Origin of the sequence: Klebsiella sp. 141153, from assembly GCF_032601995.1 — a bacterium.
Classification (GTDB): domain Bacteria; phylum Pseudomonadota; class Gammaproteobacteria; order Enterobacterales; family Enterobacteriaceae; genus Klebsiella; species Klebsiella aerogenes.
Window position 1 is genome coordinate 55,527 of sequence record NZ_JAQIRJ010000008.1, and the last position, 16,549, is coordinate 72,075.

A 16,549-nucleotide genomic window follows, 5' to 3' on the forward strand; every position below is an offset into this window, starting at 1 on the left:
CCTTGCCGGATACGCCCTGAAGAGGCGTCAGGCTGTATGGCGTTGAATGTTTTTTCAGCGCCATTTTTATTTCTGTAGGGCACGGAAATCCCTACGCAAACGTTTTCTTTTTCTGTTAGAATGCGCCCCGAACTGGACGACAGGGCGTAAAATCGTGGGATGTATATGGTCTGGATTGATTACGCCATTATTGCGGTAATTGGTTTTTCCTGTTTGGTTAGCCTTATCCGCGGCTTTGTTCGTGAAGCGTTATCGCTGGTGACATGGGGATGTGCCTTCTTTGTCGCCAGTCATTACTACACTTACCTGGCTGTCTGGTTCACGGGCTTTGAAGACGAACTGGTCCGAAATGGGATTGCTATCGCGATATTGTTTATCGCAACGCTTATCGTCGGCGCTATCGTTAACTATGTGATAGGCGCTCTGGTAGAGAAAACCGGTCTGTCAGGAACAGACAGGGTGTTGGGGATCTGTTTTGGCGCCCTGCGCGGCGTGCTGATCGTCTCCGCTATTCTGTTCTTTCTCGACAGCTTCACCGGTATGGCAAAAAGTGAAGACTGGCAAAAGTCTGAGCTTATCCCGCAGTTCAGTTTCGTTATCAGATGGTTCTTTGACTATCTGCAGAGCTCGTCAAGTTTCTTGCCCAAAGCATAAGCGTTGGGATGTAGCTTAACGAGGAAAAGACGTATGTGCGGTATTGTCGGTATCGCCGGTGTTATGCCGGTAAACCAGTCGATTTATGACGCGTTAACGGTGCTTCAGCATCGTGGGCAGGATGCCGCGGGCATCATCACCATTGATGCAAATAACTGCTTCCGTTTGCGTAAAGCCAACGGACTGGTGAGCGATGTGTTCGAAGCGCGCCACATGCAGCGTATGCAGGGAAATATGGGGATTGGCCACGTCCGTTACCCAACGGCAGGCAGTTCCAGCGCTTCTGAAGCGCAGCCTTTTTACGTTAACTCGCCGTACGGCATTACGTTGGCCCATAATGGCAACCTGACCAATGCCCACGAGCTGCGTCAAAAGCTGTTTGAAGAAAAACGCCGCCACATCAACACCACCTCCGATTCCGAAATTCTGCTCAATATCTTCGCCAGCGAGCTGGATAATTTCCGTCATTACCCGCTGGAAGCCGATAACATTTTCGCCGCGATTGCCGCGACGAACCGCCAGATCCGCGGCGCGTACGCCTGCGTGGCGATGATTATCGGCCACGGCATGGTCGCTTTCCGCGACCCGAACGGTATTCGTCCGCTGGTGCTCGGCAAGCGCGATATCGGCGATGGCCGCACCGAGTATATGGTCGCCTCCGAAAGCGTGGCGCTGGATACTCTGGGCTTTGAATTTCTGCGCGACGTCGCGCCGGGCGAAGCGGTTTACATCACCGAGAAAGGCCAGCTGTTTACCCGCCAGTGCGCGGAAAACCCGGTCAGCAACCCATGCCTGTTCGAATACGTCTATTTCGCGCGTCCGGACTCCTTTATCGACAAGATTTCCGTCTATAGCGCCCGCGTGAACATGGGCACGAAGCTTGGCGAGAAAATTGCCCGTGAGTGGGAAGATCTGGATATCGATGTCGTTATTCCGATCCCGGAAACCTCCTGCGATATCGCCCTGGAGATTGCCCGTATCCTTGATAAACCGTATCGTCAGGGCTTCGTCAAAAACCGCTATGTTGGTCGTACCTTTATCATGCCGGGCCAGCAGCTGCGCCGTAAATCCGTGCGCCGTAAGCTGAATGCCAACCGCGCCGAATTCCGTGATAAGAACGTGCTGCTGGTGGATGACTCTATCGTTCGCGGCACCACCTCTGAACAGATTATCGAAATGGCGCGCGAAGCGGGGGCGAAAAAGGTGTATCTGGCCTCCGCGGCGCCGGAAATTCGCTTCCCGAACGTCTACGGTATCGATATGCCGACCGCCAACGAGCTTATCGCCCACGGTCGCGAAGTTGACGAGATCCGCCAGATCATCGGCGCCGATGGCCTGATTTTCCAGGATCTGGACGATCTGATCGAAGCGGTACGCGCCGAAAACCCGGACATTCAACAGTTCGAGTGTTCTGTCTTTAACGGCGTGTACGTCACCAAAGACGTTGACCAACAGTATCTCGATTATCTTGATTCTCTGCGTAACGACGATGCGAAAGCGGTGCAACTGCAAACCGAAGTTGAAAACTTAGAGATGCATAACGAAGGCTAATTGGTCCCTTGTCGCTGGCCCGCCGTCTTTCGAAGACCGCGGGCCTTTTTATTTTTACCCGCCAGGTTGCGTCGGAGACTATAATCCGGCAAAGTCTGCGGCACTATGCGCAAGGGGTATAACATCGTGAAACGACTCATTATCGGCATTTCCGGCGCCAGCGGCGCGATTTACGGCGTACGACTGCTACAGGTGCTGCGTGACGTCGCGGAGGTCGAGACCCATCTGATAATGAGCCAGGCGGCGCGTCAGACGCTGTCGCTGGAAACCGACTACTCGCTGCGGGAAGTGCAGGCGCTGGCCGATGTGGTACACGACGCGCGCGATATCGCCGCCAGCATCTCCTCCGGCTCGTTTAAAACCAGCGGGATGGTTATTCTACCGTGCTCGATGAAAACGCTCTCCGGCATCGTCAATAGCTATACCGACGGCCTGCTGACCCGCGCAGCGGACGTGGTGTTAAAAGAGCGCCGCCCGCTGGTGCTTTGCGTACGCGAGACGCCGTTCCACCTTGGGCATCTGCGTTTAATGGTGCAGGCGGCGGAAATGGGCGCGGTGATCATGCCGCCGGTGCCGGCCTTCTATCATCGTCCCCAGACGCTGGACGATGTGATTAATCAGACGGTTAACCGGGTTATCGATCAGTTTGATATTGACCTGCCGCAGGACCTGTTTACCCGCTGGCAGGGCGGCGCCTGATGCACCCGTTTGGTGCATTTTATTTACCTTTGCCTTCCACTGGTGCATTTTTGTTGTCCTGATCAAATCCTCGACATTTAATTTGTTTTTTTGCGTTTTGCCGCTGCGGTTTATCCGTTAATGCTGGTATCTTCCCTTCTAAGACAATCTTGCAACTTTATATTAACAAATTTAACGCTGTTACCGGCACGCACCGGGAAAATGGCATAAAACCTGCAAGAACCGTCGGCAACACACATAACCAGACAGCGCACAACATAACAACATCACGACACTTAAGGGCTTTCTATGAAGAAGACGATCCTGGCTCTCTCGTTAATCATGGGAATCAGTAGCGCCGCCAGCGTATCTGCGGCGCTGCCGCAAAGTATCCGCATCGGCACCGATACCACCTATGCGCCTTTCTCGTCGAAGGATTCGAAGGGCAACTTTATTGGCTTTGACATCGATCTGGGCAATGAACTGTGCTCGCGTATCAAGGTGAAGTGCACCTGGGTGGGCAGCGATTTTGACGCGCTGATCCCCTCGCTGAAAGCGAAGAAAATCGACGCGATTATCTCGTCGCTGTCGATTACCGAAAAACGCCAGCAGGAGATTGCGTTCTCTGACAAGCTGTACGCGGCAGACTCTCGTCTGATCGCGGCAAAAGGCTCGCCGATTCAGCCGACGCTGGAGTCGCTGAAAGGCAAGCATGTTGGCGTACTGCAGGGCTCTACTCAGGAGGCCTATGCCAACGAACGCTGGCGCAGCCAGGGCGTGGATGTTGTCGCCTATGCCAACCAGGATCTGATCTATTCCGACCTCGCCGCCGGGCGCCTCGATGCGGCGCTGCAGGATGAAGTCGCGGCCAGCGAAGGTTTCCTCAAACAACCTGCCGGTAAAGATTACGCCTTTGCCGGCCCTTCCGTTAAAGACAAAAAATACTTCGGCGATGGTACCGGCATCGGCCTGCGCAAAGAAGATGGCGAGCTGAAAGCCGCTTTCGACAAAGCGCTGGGTGAGATGCGTAAAGACGGCACCTACGACAAAATGGCGAAGAAATACTTCAACTTTAACGTCTACGGCGATTAAGACTGTAGCGGTCTGGTTATGCCAGGCCGCTCCATTGCGACGCGGTTATTGTTGCCCTTGATAGGTGCAAGCGGTTAATGGCTTGCACCAGAATGGGGCGATAGCGGTTTTTCTTTGTTCAGAAAGTGCATAGTTAAGCGTTTCTGATGCAAAAAAATCTGCTTTCATGCGCATTTTGCTTTGCCTTGGCAGGGCGAATAATGGCACGATAACTGGCGTAAGTGCTTCTAATAAACCCGTTAGAATGACAGTCTGTTGAGGATAATTATGAAAAAACTGGCGTTGTCTCTTTCTTTGGCGCTGGCCCTTTCCAGCGTTTCCACGGTATTCGCAGCCATTCCACAGAAAATCCGTATTGGTACCGATCCTACTTATGCGCCGTTCGAATCGAAGAATGCGCAGGGTCAATTGATTGGTTTTGACATCGATCTGGCGAAAGAGCTGTGTAAGCGTATCAATACCCAATGTACCTTCGTTGAAAACCCGCTGGATGCGCTGATCCCCTCGTTAAAAGCGAAGAAAATCGATGCGATTATGTCCTCGCTGTCGATCACCGAAAAGCGTCAGCAGGAAATTGCTTTCACCGACAAACTTTATGCCGCTGATTCCCGTCTGGTGGTGAAAAAGGGCAGCGATATTACGCCAGACCTGAGCAAGCTGAAAGGCAAGCGCATTGGCGTACTGCAGGGTACGACTCAGGAAACCTACGGCAACGAGCACTGGGCGCCGAAAGGCATTGAAATTGTCTCCTATCAGGGCCAGGACAATATCTATTCCGATCTGACCGCGGGCCGTATTGACGCCGCGTTCCAGGATGAGGTCGCCGCCAGCGAAGGTTTCCTCAAACAACCGATTGGCAAAGATTATCAGTTTGGCGGCCCGTCCATTAAGGATGAGAAGTTGTTTGGCGTCGGTACCGGCATGGGTCTGCGGAAAGACGACACCGAGCTGCGTGAGGCGCTAAATAAAGCTTTCGCCGAGATGCGTAAAGACGGCACTTACGACAAGCTGGCGAAGAAATATTTCGACTTTAACGTGTACGGCGACTAATCATCGTTAGTACCTCGCCGCACGCGTTTTCATGTGCGGCGATCGATGACAGACAGGGCAGACAGCATGCTGTACGGGTTCTCACAGGTTATTTTTCAGGGCGCGCTGGTCACCCTTGAGCTGGCGCTTAGCTCGGTGGTGCTGGCGGTCCTTATCGGGCTGGTGGGCGCGGGGGCGAAACTATCCGCCAACCGGCCTATGGCGCTGGTGTTTGAAGGCTATACCACGCTGATCCGCGGGGTGCCGGATCTGGTGCTGATGCTGCTGATTTTCTATGGGCTACAAATCGCCCTTAACAGCATTACCGATGCATTCGGCATGGCGCAATTTGATATTGATCCGATGATTGCCGGTATTATCACCCTCGGCTTTATCTATGGCGCGTACTTCACTGAAACCTTCCGCGGCGCGTTTCTGGCGGTGCCGAAAGGCCATATTGAAGCTGCGACGGCATTTGGCTTCAGCGGCTGGCAGACGTTCCGCCGCATCCTGTTTCCGGCGATGATGCGCTATGCGCTGCCCGGCATCGGCAACAACTGGCAGGTGATTCTCAAAGCCACCGCGCTGGTGTCGCTGCTCGGTCTGGAAGACGTGGTTAAGGCAACGCAGCTGGCGGGCAAAAGTACCTGGCAGCCGTTCTATTTCGCTATCGTCTGCGGGGCGATCTATCTGGTGTTTACCACGATTTCCAATGGTGTGCTGCTGCTGCTTGAACGCCGCTACTCCGTGGGTGTGAAGAGGGCTGACCTGTGATTGAAATTATTCAGGAGTACTGGAAATCCCTGCTGTGGACCGACGGTTACCGTTTTACCGGCGTGGCGATCACCCTGTGGCTGTTGATTGCTTCAGTGGTGATGGGCGGCATCCTCGCGGTGTTTCTCGCCATCGGGCGCGTATCGAGCAATAAATACATTCAGTTTCCGATCTGGCTGTTTACCTATATTTTCCGCGGCACGCCGCTGTACGTGCAGCTGCTGGTGTTTTACTCCGGGATGTATACGCTGGAAATCGTCAAAGGCAGCGATCTGTTGAATGCGTTTTTCCGCAGCGGCCTGAACTGTACGGTATTGGCATTGACCTTAAATACCTGCGCCTACACCACCGAGATTTTTGCGGGGGCGATTCGTTCGGTGGCGCCGGGCGAGATTGAGGCCGCGCGGGCTTACGGCTTTTCGTCAGTTAAGCTGTACCGCTGCATTATTTTGCCCTCTGCGCTACGTATTGCGCTGCCCGCGTACAGTAACGAAGTCATTCTGATGCTGCACTCGACGGCGCTGGCGTTTACCGCCACGGTGCCGGATTTGCTGAAGATCGCGCGCGATATTAACTCGGCGACCTATCAGCCGTTTACCGCTTTCGGTATCGCCGCGGTACTGTACTTAATTATTTCGTATGTGCTGATTAGCTTGTTCCGCAAGGCGGAAAAGCGCTGGCTGCAGCATATCAAACCTTCTTCGACGCACTGAGAAAGCCATGACCGACAATAAATTAAGCGTTATCGATCTGCATAAACGTTACGGCGAGCACGAGGTGCTGAAAGGCGTCTCGCTGAAAGCGAAGGCCGGAGACGTGATTAGTATTATCGGCTCATCGGGTTCCGGTAAAAGTACCTTCCTGCGCTGCATTAACTTTCTTGAGAAGCCAAGCGAAGGAACGATTATCGTCAACGGACAGAATATTGGCCTGGTGCGCGATAAAGACGGCCAGTTGAAGGTAGCGGATAAAAACCAGCTGCGTCTGCTGCGCACGCGACTGACGATGGTGTTCCAGCACTTCAACCTGTGGAGCCACATGACGGTACTGGAAAACGTCATGGAGGCGCCGATTCAGGTGCTCGGCCTCAACAAACAGGAAGCGCGCGAGCGGGCGGTGAAGTATCTGGCGAAAGTCGGCATCGATGAACGCCAGCAGATCAAATATCCGGTACATCTTTCCGGCGGTCAGCAGCAGCGCGTGTCCATCGCGCGGGCGCTGGCGATGGAGCCGGACGTACTGTTGTTTGATGAGCCGACCTCGGCACTTGATCCGGAGCTGGTGGGCGAAGTATTGCGTATTATGCAAAAACTGGCGGAAGAGGGGAAAACCATGGTGGTCGTCACCCACGAAATGGGCTTTGCCCGCCACGTCTCTTCACACGTGATTTTCCTCCATCAGGGAAGAATCGAAGAAGAGGGGCATCCCGACGAGCTGTTCGGCAACCCGAAAAGCCAGCGCCTGCAGCAGTTCCTTAAAGGTTCACTGAAGTAATCGCCTCTATCCCGGCGGGTTTGCTCGCCGGGAATGACTTAACGCTCCAGTCGGTAGATCCAATCATCGTAATCCACGCCGTTGAGGTGGTAGGCCTGTTCCAGCACCTGAATGCGTACAAAACCCAGCTTTTCCAGCAGCCGCGACGACCCCAGGTTATCTCCCAGCACCCAGGCATTAATGGCGTGGATGCCAAGGGTGGTAAAGCCGTAATCACAAATCGCGCGCAGCGCTTCGCTGGCGTAGCCCTGGCCCTGCGCTTGCGGCAGTAGCGCGTAGCCGACGTCGGCCTCGTGCGGATTTTTCGTACTGATGCGCAGACCAATATCTCCCAGCGGCGTGCCGGCCGAATCGCGCAACACAAAGACGCCGGTATCTTCGCAGCGGCATTCAAACACGCTGCGTAGCGCCGTTTCGCTTAACACCTCACCCATGTAACGCATGACGTCAGGATCCTGACGCAGACGCAGAAAAAAGGGCCAATCGGCCGGAGTGAAGCGGGAAAGCAACAGGCGGGGCGTTGTTATCGTAGTCATAAAGCGATTAATCAGCTAAAACGAAAGACTACTTTACCACTATGCTGCGCCGGGTAACATGCTCGTCCTCGCGAATCAGCCCGTGGGTGACGTGGCGCTCAGACTTTGCAGGTAGCGCTGCACGCGGTGATTTTCAGGTGAACGGCGAAGCTGTAGCGCCAGGTTGAGGCTATCCAGCAGTTGGGCGTTAGCCACCAACGGCGAATCGGCGGCGATGCGCTTTTCCGCGACTAACCATTCAACGACGGATTTCCAGCGCCAGAGAGGGGAATTGCCTTTCACACGCTGTACGGGGCCGGGAAACCGCCCGCTGCCGCGAGCGCCCTCTTTTAATAGCGCGATCGCCTGGCGGGAGACGCCGATAAGTTCGGCGATATCGCTCAGCCCGACCAGTGTCGAATCGATGGACTCCACGCGGATATCTGGCAGCGCGGCGGTTTCTACATCGCGGATGGCGGACAGCGCCGCCTGTTCCAGCGATTGGCACTCGCGATCGAACTCGAGGTAGACCGCGGTACCGTAAAAGCAGACCAGAGCGTCGCTACAGCCTGCGGCAAAGAGCGCATCTTCCAGTCCGGGCGTTTGACTGGTGACGCCGGATAGCGTCAGCGTAAAATTAAATATCGGCATCGTTTAGCGTTCCTTATGCGTGATGCGTGCGGTAGCCGGGATGGGACACCGTTCGACCATTCTGATTATTTGCCGGGCGTGGTTTTCAGGGACGGCGGGCGTCGACCAAATGCTCATCATATGTTCACGGTGCTCCGCCACGCCGCAGACGAGACGCCCAAAGCAATGAGCGCTTTTACCTGCAGGCAGCAATATCCACCCCCGCGCCAGCGCCGTGGCAATCGCCATCCTGATATGTTTGTCCGGATGTTCCTTCATCGTTAAATCCTGCTCAGAATAAAAAGAGTGTTGACGGGTGTCAACGAGTTTTGAGGATATATTCCTCGTCAGGACGTTATGGCAGGAGAATATTTTTGCGGTTGGAATGTGCTTCACAAGAAACGTAGCAAGGAGAACAGGGAATTAACGATTTGCGAGGCGGCTTCCGCCCCAGAGAAGAGAATGGGGAGCCATTGCTCCCCGTTTATCTACCTAGCCCAACACATCCTTCAGCGCCTCTTCCAGATCGTACCAGCGGAAGCTAAAGCCGGCGGCTTCCAGGCGTTTTGGCAGCGCGCGCTGGCCGCCGAGCACCAGTACCGAGGATTCCCCCATCAGCAGGCGAATGGCGGCGGCGGGAACGCGGAAAATCGCCGGGCGATTGAGCGCGTGGCCGAGCGCGTGGGCAAACTGTTCGTTACGCACGGGATAGGGCGAGACCATATTGAACGGGCCGCGCAGATCGTTATCCAGCAGCCACAGAATACCGTTCACCATATCATCGATATGGATCCACGCCAGATACTGGCGACCGTCGCCGATAGGTCCGCCCAGGCCGAGCTTAAACGCGGGCGTCATTTTGGCCAGGATCCCGCCCCGCGGCGCTAAGACGACGCCGGTGCGCAACAGGCACACGCGCGTGCGATCGCTTTGCGCCTCACAGGCGATTTGCTCCCAGCGGGCGCAAAGTTTATGGGTAAATTCGTTGTGCGGCGGCTCTTCCTCGGTCACCACGACTTCACCGAGATCGCCGTAATAGCCGGTAGCGGAACCGCTAATCAGCACGGAAGGTGGTGTTTCGCTGGCTTTAAATAACGCGACCAGCTGGCGGGTGATGTCCCAGCGGCTGTGGCACAGGCGCTCTTTTTGCTCTGCCGTCCAGCGCTTATCGGCGATCGGTTCACCGGCAAGGTTAATGACGGCGTCAAAGCCATCGAGGTTGTTTTGCCCTTCGAAACCGCGCCACAGCGTGACGCGGGGATCGAGACGGGGTTTCGCACGTTCAGGGTTGCGGGTGGAAACCGTGAGCTGGTGCCCAAGTTCCAGTAGCCTGGTAATAAGATGCCGACCAATGAGCCCGGTACCGCCAGTGAGCAGGATTTTCATACCGCCTCCCTTACAAACGTTTTAGCGCCGCCAGCTCATAGTCATCGATACTGAGTCGGCATAGCGCAGCGCGTGAAGTTTATCGATCTCTACTTCAGCATAAGTGACCCAGTGATGTTCGCATGCGATATTGAGCACATCCTGGGTTAATTTTTCCAGCAGCGAGAAGCGGTTATTCTCGATATGGCTGATGATGCGTTTAGTAATGGTGCGATAGTTCAGGGCATCATTGATGTCTTCGCTGTCGCGAGCCTTATCGGCCGGATAGTGAATCACCACATTCACCAACACATCCTGACGGTTGGCGATCTCTTCCTCTTTGATTCCAATAAAAGTACGCAGGCGCAGGTTCTTAATACGAATAATGGCGTCTGGCTGAGACATTGCAGGCTTCCTCCGTGTAGTAATTTCCGCAATCATACATCAAAGCACGCCCTGCGAGCAGGGGATTAATACTGTTGCGTTTTGAGTAGCGCTTGTTGCGTTGCCGGGCGCTGGCGGATGCGTTCAAACCAGTTATGCACCGCCGGGAACTGGCTAAGATCGATGCGTTGGCGCTGGTGGGCATTAATCCATGGCCAGCAGGCGATATCGGCGATACTGTAGTGCTCGCCGCACAACCATGGACTGGCTTCAAGACGCCGGTTCATTACGCCATACAGACGCTGGCTTTCGACCTGATAGCGTTCAATGGCGTAGGGGACAGCCTGAGGCGCGTGATGGTTAAAGTGGTGGTTTTGCCCAAGCATCGGCCCCAGACCGCCGACCTGCCAGAACAGCCATTGCAGGGTAGTATGCCGTTCGCGCAGCTCGCCGCTCAGTAATTTTCCCGATTTTTCCGCCAGATAGAGCAGGATCTCTCCGGACTCAAACAGGCTTAACGGCGCGCCGCCGTCGACCGGAACGTGGTCAACGATCGCCGGGATCTTATTATTTGGCGAGATAGCCAGAAACTGCGGGCGAAACTGTTCACCTTTGCCGATATCGACGCGTATCAGGCGATAGGCCAGCTGCGCCTCTTCGAGAAAAAGAGTGATTTTGTGGCCGTTGGGGGTGGGTGCGTAGTAAAGATCGATCATGAGGTCTCCCGCCATCGAAGGTCGCAAACGTTTCGAGTATAGGCGACCTGCGCAATCGCGGGGCAAAGATTATATTGCGAAATCCTCATGCGGCTGCCAGTGACATCTTATAGCAGACCAGCTATGTTGATTTATCTCCCCCTGGCTTCATTGAGGATGTTATGAATCAGCCTGTTATTACCCTGTGGTCCGATGCCGATTTTTTCTCCCCCTATGTGATGTCCGTGTACGTGGCGCTGCAGGAAAAAAGCCTGCCGTTCACTCTTAAGACCGTCAATCTCGACAGCGGCGAGCATCTGCAGCCAGGCTGGAAGGGCTACTCCGCGACACGGCGCGTGCCGCTGCTGGAAGTGGATAATTTTTCGCTGAGCGAATCCTCGGCCATTACCGAATACCTTGATGAACGCTTTGCGCCGCCGGAGTGGGAGCGCTTGTATCCGCACGACCTGCAAAAACGCGCGCGGGCGCGGCAGGTGCAGGCCTGGCTGCGCAGCGATCTGATGCCCATACGCGAAGAACGTTCCACCGATGTGGTGTTTGGCGGCGCGAAGAAGCCGGCGCTCAGCGCCGCGGGGCAAACCAGTGCGGCTAAACTCTTTGCTACCGCCGGCGCGCTTTTGGCGCATGGCGGGCAGAATCTGTTTGGCGAATGGTGTATCGCCGATGCCGATCTTGCACTGATGCTAAACCGTCTGGTGCTGAACGGCGACGAGGTGCCGGAAGCGCTGGCGGACTACGCGACCTTCCAGTGGCAGCGGGCATCTGTTCAGCGTTATGCCGCACTGTCGGCTAAACGTAGCGGCTGATAAGCGCAGGCAGTTCCGTTATCATAGACAGACCGTATTGTCTGGTAAGGGGTTGATATGAAACTGATGTTCGCATCCGATATTCACGGCTCGCTGCCTGCGACCGAACGCGTTCTGGAACGCTTCGCGCAGAGCGGGGCGCAGTGGCTGGTTATCCTCGGCGATGTGCTTAATCACGGGCCGCGCAACGCGCTGCCGGAAGGGTATGCGCCGGCGCAGGTCGCCGAGCGGCTGAACAGCGTCGCGCAGCGGATTATCGCCGTCCGCGGTAACTGCGATAGCGAAGTCGATCAAATGCTGCTGCATTTCCCCATTACCGCCCCCTGGCAGCAGGTGCTCAGCGAACGCTACCGCCTGTTTCTGACCCACGGTCATCTCTATAGTCCGGATAATTTGCCGCCGCTCGCCGCTGGCGATGTACTGGCTTATGGTCATACTCATATTCCGGTTGCCGAGAAACGCGGCGATATTTTCCTCTTCAATCCTGGTTCTGTGAGCATCCCGAAAGGCGGCTTTGCCGCCAGCTACGGCATGCTGGAAGATGATCGGCTGCAGGTTTTCGCACTCAAAGATAATCAGGTTATTGCAGAGGCCGCAATTTACCCGTAATTTACCCCTCAATCGTAAAGACGCGCCGCGAGAGCGCTTAAAAGTAAGGTTTCCTGATGGCGGAACAGAAGCATTTGGCAAGCACAGAATGGGTCGATATTGTTAATGAAAACAATGAGGTGATAGCACAGTCCAGCCGCGAGCAGATGCGCGCGCAGTGTCTGCGTCACCGCGCGACCTATATTGTGGTTCATGATGGGATGGGCAAGATTCTGGTGCAGCGCCGTACCGAGAGCAAAGATTTCATGCCGGGCATGCTGGATGCGACCGCCGGCGGCGTGGTGCAGGCGGATGAACAGCTGCTGGACTCCGCGCGCCGCGAAGCGGAAGAAGAGCTGGGGATTGCGGGCGTGCCTTTTGCCGATCACGGCCAATTCTACTACGAAGATAAACACTGCCGCGTCTGGGGAAGCTTATTCAGCTGTGTTTCTCATGGCCCGTTCGCCCTGCAGGAAGAAGAGGTCAGCGAAGTATGCTGGCTGACGCCGGAAGAGATCACCGCGCGCTGCGATGAGTTCACCGCCGATTCACTGAAAGCGCTGGCGCTGTGGATGACCCGTAACGCGGGCAATACCGGCCACGATCGCGACGAGCCGGAAGAAGACGAAGCGTAATTTCCTTTACGTGTTAGCGTCATAAAAAAGGCAGCCATTTGGCTGCCTTTTTTGTCTCAGCGGGAGATTATTTCTGCTGCTGAGAAGACTGAATCGCCGTCAGCGCGATGGTGTAGACGATATCGTCTACCAGCGCGCCGCGGGACAGGTCGTTTACCGGCTTACGCATACCCTGCAGCATCGGCCCGATGGAGATCAGGTCAGCGGAACGCTGTACGGCTTTGTAAGTGGTGTTACCGGTGTTCAGATCCGGGAAGATGAACACGGTCGCGCGGCCAGCTACCGGAGAGTTCGGCGCTTTGGACTTCGCTACGTCAGCCATAACTGCGGCATCATACTGCAGCGGACCGTCGATCATCAGGTCAGGACGTTTTTCCTGCGCCAGACGAGTCGCTTCGCGTACTTTTTCTACATCGCTACCTGCGCCGGAGGTGCCGGTGGAGTAGGAGAGCATCGCCACGCGCGGTTCGATACCGAAGGCAATCGCGGAATCAGCGGACTGAATCGCGATTTCCGCCAGCTGTTCTGCAGTCGGATCCGGGTTGATCGCGCAGTCGCCGTAAACGTAAACCTGTTCCGGCAGCAGCATGAAGAATACGGAAGAGACCAGCGAGCTGCCCGGCGCCGTTTTGATAAGCTGCAGCGGCGGACGGATGGTATTGGCGGTGGTGTGAACCGCGCCGGATACCAGGCCGTCAACTTCGTCTTGTTCCAGCATCAGGGTGCCGAGAACCACGTTATCTTCCAGTTGCTCGCGCGCAACCGCTTCGGTCATGCCTTTGTTCTTACGCAGTTCGACCAGACGCGCCACGTAGCTTTCGCGAACTACTTCCGGATCGACGATTTCAATACCAGCGCCCAGCTCTACGCCCTGAGAGGCCGCAACGCGGTTGATCTCATCCGGGTTACCCAGCAGCACGCAGGTAGCAATACCGCGCTCGGCACAGATGGCCGCCGCTTTAACGGTACGCGGTTCGTCGCCTTCCGGCAGAACGACGCGTTTGCCCGCTTTACGCGCCAGCTCGGTCAGCTGGTAGCGGAAGGCCGGCGGAGACAGACGACGGCTGCGCTCGGAGGTCGCGGTCAGCGATTCGATCCAGTCGGCGTTGATGTAGTTGGCAACGTATTCCTGAACTTTCTCGATGCGCTCGTGATCGTCAACCGGTACTTCCAGGTTGAAGCTCTGCAGGCTCAGAGAGGTCTGCCAGGTGTTGGTGTTAACCATGAACACCGGCAGGCCGGTGGCGAAAGCGCGTTCGCACAGTTTGCTGATGCGCGCGTCCATTTCATAGCCGCCGGTCAGCAGGATAGCGCCGATTTCTACGCCGTTCATCGCCGCCAGGCAGGCCGCGACCAGTACGTCAGGACGGTCTGCGGAAGTCACCAGCAGAGAACCCGGACGGAAGTGCTCCAGCATGTGCGGAATGCTGCGCGCGCAGAAGGTTACGGACTTCACGCGGCGAGTATTGATGTCGCCTTCGTTGATCACGGTCGCGTTCAGGTGATGCGCCATGTCGATAGCGCGCGTGGCGATCAGATCGAAGCTCCATGGCACCGCGCCCAGCACCGGCAGCGGGCTGCCGTTCTGCAGTTGCGCCGGGTCGATCTTCACGACTTTCGCTTTAGACGAGTCGTCGAAGATTTCGGACAGGTCAGGGCGGGTACGGCCTTGTTCATCAACCGGAGCATTCAGTTTGTTAACGATAACGCCAGTGATGCTGGTGTTCTTCGCGCCGCCGAAGCTGTTGCGAGTCAGTTCAATACGCTCGTTCAGCTGTTCCGGGGTATCGGTGCCCTGAGACATCACGAAGACGATTTCCGCGTTAAGCGTTTTCGCGATTTCGTAGTTCAGAGACTGAGCGAACTGGTGTTTACGGGTCGGGACCAGGCCTTCAACCAGCACCACTTCAGCATCCTGAGTGTTGGCATGGTAGTTAGCGATGATTTCTTCCATCAGCACGTCTTTCTGGTTGCTGGACAGCAGCGACTCAACGTGGCTCATGTTCATCGGTTCAGCGGCAGTCGTCGTTGAAGAGCTGGCGCGAACGATGGTGGTAGTCTGGTCTGGAGTATCGCCACCGGAACGCGGCTGGGCGATAGGTTTAAAGACGCTCAGGCGAACGCCTTTGCGTTCCATAGCGCGGATAACACCGAGGCTGACGCTGGTCAGGCCTACGCTGGTTCCGGTAGGGATCAGCATGATAGTACGGGACACGATATATCCTCTTTCGTTACCGCCAGTTTTAGGCGGGATACAAAACAGCACCGCCAGCTTACCGTCATACTTCAAGTGGCAACTCGAAGACGTCAGGGTTATCGCTGGCGGTGTGGAATTAAGCGGTCAGACGGTGTGCGTCTTGAGCGATAACCAGCTCTTCGTTGGTCGGGATAACCACGGCAGGGCGGGTACCTTCTTTGTTGATGAAGCCAGACTTACCGAAACGGGCAGCCAGGTTACGCTCGTGATCAACTTCGAAGCCCAGAACGCCCAGTTTACCCAGGGACAGTTCACGAACCATCGCGGCGTTTTCACCGATACCACCGGTGAAGATAACCGCGTCCAGACGACCGTCCATCAGCGCGGTGTAAGAACCGATGTATTTCGCCAGGCGGTGGCAATAAACGTCCATTGCGCGCTTAGCGTCAGCTTTATCCGCGTAGTTGTCTTCAACGTAGCGGCAGTCGCTGGTGACTTCGGTCAGACCCAGCAGGCCGGACTCTTTGGTCAGCATTTTGTTGATAGCATCTACGCTCATACCCAGCGCGTCGTGCAGGTGGAAAATGATCGCCGGGTCGATATCGCCAGAGCGAGTACCCATCACCAGACCTTCCAGCGGGGTCAGACCCATGGAGGTATCAACGCATTTACCGTTACGGATAGCGGAAACGGAACCACCGTTGCCGAGGTGGCAGGTGATGATGTTCAGTTCTTCAACCGGCTTGTTCAGTACCTTAGCGGCTTCCTGAGTCACATAGTAGTGGCTGGTGCCGTGCGCGCCGTAACGACGTACGCCGTGCTCTTTGTACAGGCTGTACGGCAGGGCGTACAGGTAGGACTCTTCCGGCATGGTCTGATGGAACGCGGTGTCGAACACGGCAACGTTCTTGTCTTTCAGGTGCGGGAAGGATTTCAGCGCTTCAGCGATACCGATCAGGTGCGCCGGGTTGTGCAGCGGTGCGAAGGAAGCGGAATCTTTGATGCCCTGAATAACGGAATCGTCGATGACGACGGAACTGGTGTATTTTTCACCGCCGTGAACGATACGATGGCCAATTGCGGTCAGCTGTGCTGACAGTTCTGGTTTTTGTGCCAGAATAGTGTTAACGATAAAGTTCAGCGCTTCACTGTGAGCGGCGCCTGCGCCTAACTCAGCTTCGTGTTTGCCGCCGTCCATTTTCCATTTGATACGGGCTTCAGGAAGATGGAAACATTCGGCTAAACCGGAGAGATATTCGTCACCGTTAACGGCATCCAGGATAGCAAATTTCAGGGAAGAGCTACCGCAGTTCAGAACCAGTACTAACTTACTCGACATGGAAGTACCTTTTATGATACGTGGCTAAAAAAACATCAGTGTGTCACAAAGCGTAGCGCAGGATGACATCGACATTTATGATTAACATCATGCCTTGTTCTG

General features: G+C 55.6%; 19 protein-coding genes and 1 pseudogene. 11 read left to right on the forward strand and 9 right to left on the reverse strand.

The window, feature by feature from the left end; translation table 11 throughout:
* Nucleotides 1–165 precede the first annotated feature (165 nt).
* The 3 genes from cvpA (at nt 166) to PGS10_RS16305 (ending at nt 2,904) form a co-directional block, all read left to right on the forward strand.
* Nucleotides 166–654: a colicin V production protein gene (gene cvpA / locus PGS10_RS16295; RefSeq protein WP_015706172.1), complete on the forward strand. Its 489-nt coding sequence runs from the start codon at nt 166–168 to the stop codon at nt 652–654.
* A gap of 33 nt (nt 655–687) precedes the next feature.
* Nucleotides 688–2,205, forward strand: coding sequence for an amidophosphoribosyltransferase (gene purF / locus PGS10_RS16300; RefSeq protein ID WP_047043320.1), 1,518 nt, complete (start codon nt 688–690; stop codon nt 2,203–2,205).
* A 126-nt stretch (nt 2,206–2,331) separates the two neighbouring features.
* Nucleotides 2,332–2,904 (forward strand): UbiX family flavin prenyltransferase, encoded by a 573-nt coding sequence (locus PGS10_RS16305; RefSeq protein WP_047043317.1) that lies wholly within the window; start codon nt 2,332–2,334, stop codon nt 2,902–2,904.
* A 110-nt stretch (nt 2,905–3,014) separates the two neighbouring features.
* Here the strand turns inward: PGS10_RS16305 and PGS10_RS16310 are convergent, their stop codons facing one another.
* Nucleotides 3,015–3,143, reverse strand: coding sequence for a hypothetical protein (locus PGS10_RS16310; RefSeq protein ID WP_161801912.1), 129 nt, complete (start codon nt 3,141–3,143; stop codon nt 3,015–3,017).
* Nucleotides 3,144–3,192: 49 nt separating this feature from the next.
* Here PGS10_RS16310 and argT point away from each other — a divergent pair, with 49 nt between their 5' ends.
* The 5 genes from argT to hisP all read left to right on the forward strand — a co-directional run bounded on the left by argT (nt 3,193) and on the right by hisP (nt 7,272).
* Nucleotides 3,193–3,975 carry a lysine/arginine/ornithine ABC transporter substrate-binding protein ArgT gene (gene argT / locus PGS10_RS16315; protein ID WP_015365561.1) on the forward strand — a complete coding sequence of 261 codons (783 nt, stop codon included), beginning with the start codon at nt 3,193–3,195 and terminating at the stop codon, nt 3,973–3,975.
* Between the two features lie 267 nt (nt 3,976–4,242).
* Nucleotides 4,243–5,025, forward strand: coding sequence for a histidine ABC transporter substrate-binding protein HisJ (gene hisJ, locus PGS10_RS16320; protein ID WP_015365563.1), 783 nt, complete (start codon nt 4,243–4,245; stop codon nt 5,023–5,025).
* 66 nt (nt 5,026–5,091) lie between these two features.
* On the forward strand, nt 5,092–5,778 hold the full coding sequence (locus PGS10_RS16325) for a histidine ABC transporter permease HisQ (RefSeq protein WP_045391496.1): 687 nt from the start codon (nt 5,092–5,094) through the stop codon (nt 5,776–5,778).
* Nucleotides 5,775–6,491 (forward strand): ABC transporter permease, encoded by a 717-nt coding sequence (locus tag PGS10_RS16330; RefSeq protein ID WP_015365565.1) that lies wholly within the window; start codon nt 5,775–5,777, stop codon nt 6,489–6,491. The genes PGS10_RS16325 and PGS10_RS16330 overlap by 4 nt, the downstream gene beginning before the upstream one ends.
* A 7-nt stretch (nt 6,492–6,498) precedes the next feature.
* On the forward strand, nt 6,499–7,272 hold the full coding sequence (gene hisP / locus PGS10_RS16335; RefSeq protein ID WP_015365566.1) for a histidine ABC transporter ATP-binding protein HisP: 774 nt from the start codon (nt 6,499–6,501) through the stop codon (nt 7,270–7,272).
* Here the strand turns inward: hisP and PGS10_RS16340 are convergent.
* The 6 genes and pseudogenes from PGS10_RS16340 to yfcG all read right to left on the reverse strand — a co-directional run bounded on the left by PGS10_RS16340 (nt 7,253) and on the right by yfcG (nt 10,882).
* Nucleotides 7,253–7,808 (reverse strand): annotated as a pseudogene (locus PGS10_RS16340) (GNAT family N-acetyltransferase). The gene hisP and the pseudogene PGS10_RS16340 overlap by 20 nt on opposite strands.
* Nucleotides 7,809–7,883: 75 nt before the next feature.
* Nucleotides 7,884–8,438, reverse strand: coding sequence for a hypothetical protein (locus tag PGS10_RS16345; protein ID WP_047078307.1), 555 nt, complete (start codon nt 8,436–8,438; stop codon nt 7,884–7,886).
* Between the two features lie 3 nt (nt 8,439–8,441).
* Nucleotides 8,442–8,696, reverse strand: coding sequence for a hypothetical protein (locus PGS10_RS16350; protein ID WP_063447805.1), 255 nt, complete (start codon nt 8,694–8,696; stop codon nt 8,442–8,444).
* A gap of 213 nt (nt 8,697–8,909) precedes the next feature.
* Nucleotides 8,910–9,803, reverse strand: a complete 894-nt coding sequence (locus PGS10_RS16355) for a TIGR01777 family oxidoreductase (RefSeq protein ID WP_316423256.1) — start codon at nt 9,801–9,803, stop codon at nt 8,910–8,912.
* A 21-nt stretch (nt 9,804–9,824) separates the two neighbouring features.
* A complete protein-coding gene (folX, locus tag PGS10_RS16360; RefSeq protein ID WP_015365570.1) occupies nt 9,825–10,187 on the reverse strand; it encodes a dihydroneopterin triphosphate 2'-epimerase in 363 nt (120 codons plus the stop codon).
* Nucleotides 10,188–10,252: 65 nt separating this feature from the next.
* Entirely contained in the window at nt 10,253–10,882 is a 630-nt protein-coding gene (gene yfcG, locus PGS10_RS16365; protein WP_316423257.1) for a GSH-dependent disulfide bond oxidoreductase, read from the reverse strand.
* A gap of 161 nt (nt 10,883–11,043) precedes the next feature.
* Between yfcG and yfcF the strand changes: the two genes are divergently transcribed.
* Genes yfcF through yfcD form a run of 3 tightly spaced genes read left to right on the forward strand, consistent with a single transcriptional unit; the run spans nt 11,044 to nt 12,911 of the window.
* On the forward strand, nt 11,044–11,688 hold the full coding sequence (yfcF, locus tag PGS10_RS16370; RefSeq protein WP_015365572.1) for a glutathione transferase: 645 nt from the start codon (nt 11,044–11,046) through the stop codon (nt 11,686–11,688).
* A 57-nt stretch (nt 11,689–11,745) separates the two neighbouring features.
* Entirely contained in the window at nt 11,746–12,297 is a 552-nt protein-coding gene (gene yfcE, locus PGS10_RS16375; protein WP_047043293.1) for a phosphodiesterase, read from the forward strand.
* A 56-nt stretch (nt 12,298–12,353) separates the two neighbouring features.
* Nucleotides 12,354–12,911: an NUDIX hydrolase YfcD gene (gene yfcD / locus PGS10_RS16380; RefSeq protein ID WP_015365574.1), complete on the forward strand. Its 558-nt coding sequence runs from the start codon at nt 12,354–12,356 to the stop codon at nt 12,909–12,911.
* Nucleotides 12,912–12,978: 67 nt separating this feature from the next.
* Here yfcD and pta read toward each other — a convergent pair whose 3' ends face one another.
* Nucleotides 12,979–15,126 carry a phosphate acetyltransferase gene (pta, locus tag PGS10_RS16385; RefSeq protein WP_026612251.1) on the reverse strand — a complete coding sequence of 716 codons (2,148 nt, stop codon included), beginning with the start codon at nt 15,124–15,126 and terminating at the stop codon, nt 12,979–12,981.
* Between the two features lie 118 nt (nt 15,127–15,244).
* Entirely contained in the window at nt 15,245–16,447 is a 1,203-nt protein-coding gene (ackA, locus tag PGS10_RS16390; RefSeq protein WP_045391478.1) for an acetate kinase, read from the reverse strand.
* Between the last annotated feature and the right edge of the window lie 102 nt (nt 16,448–16,549).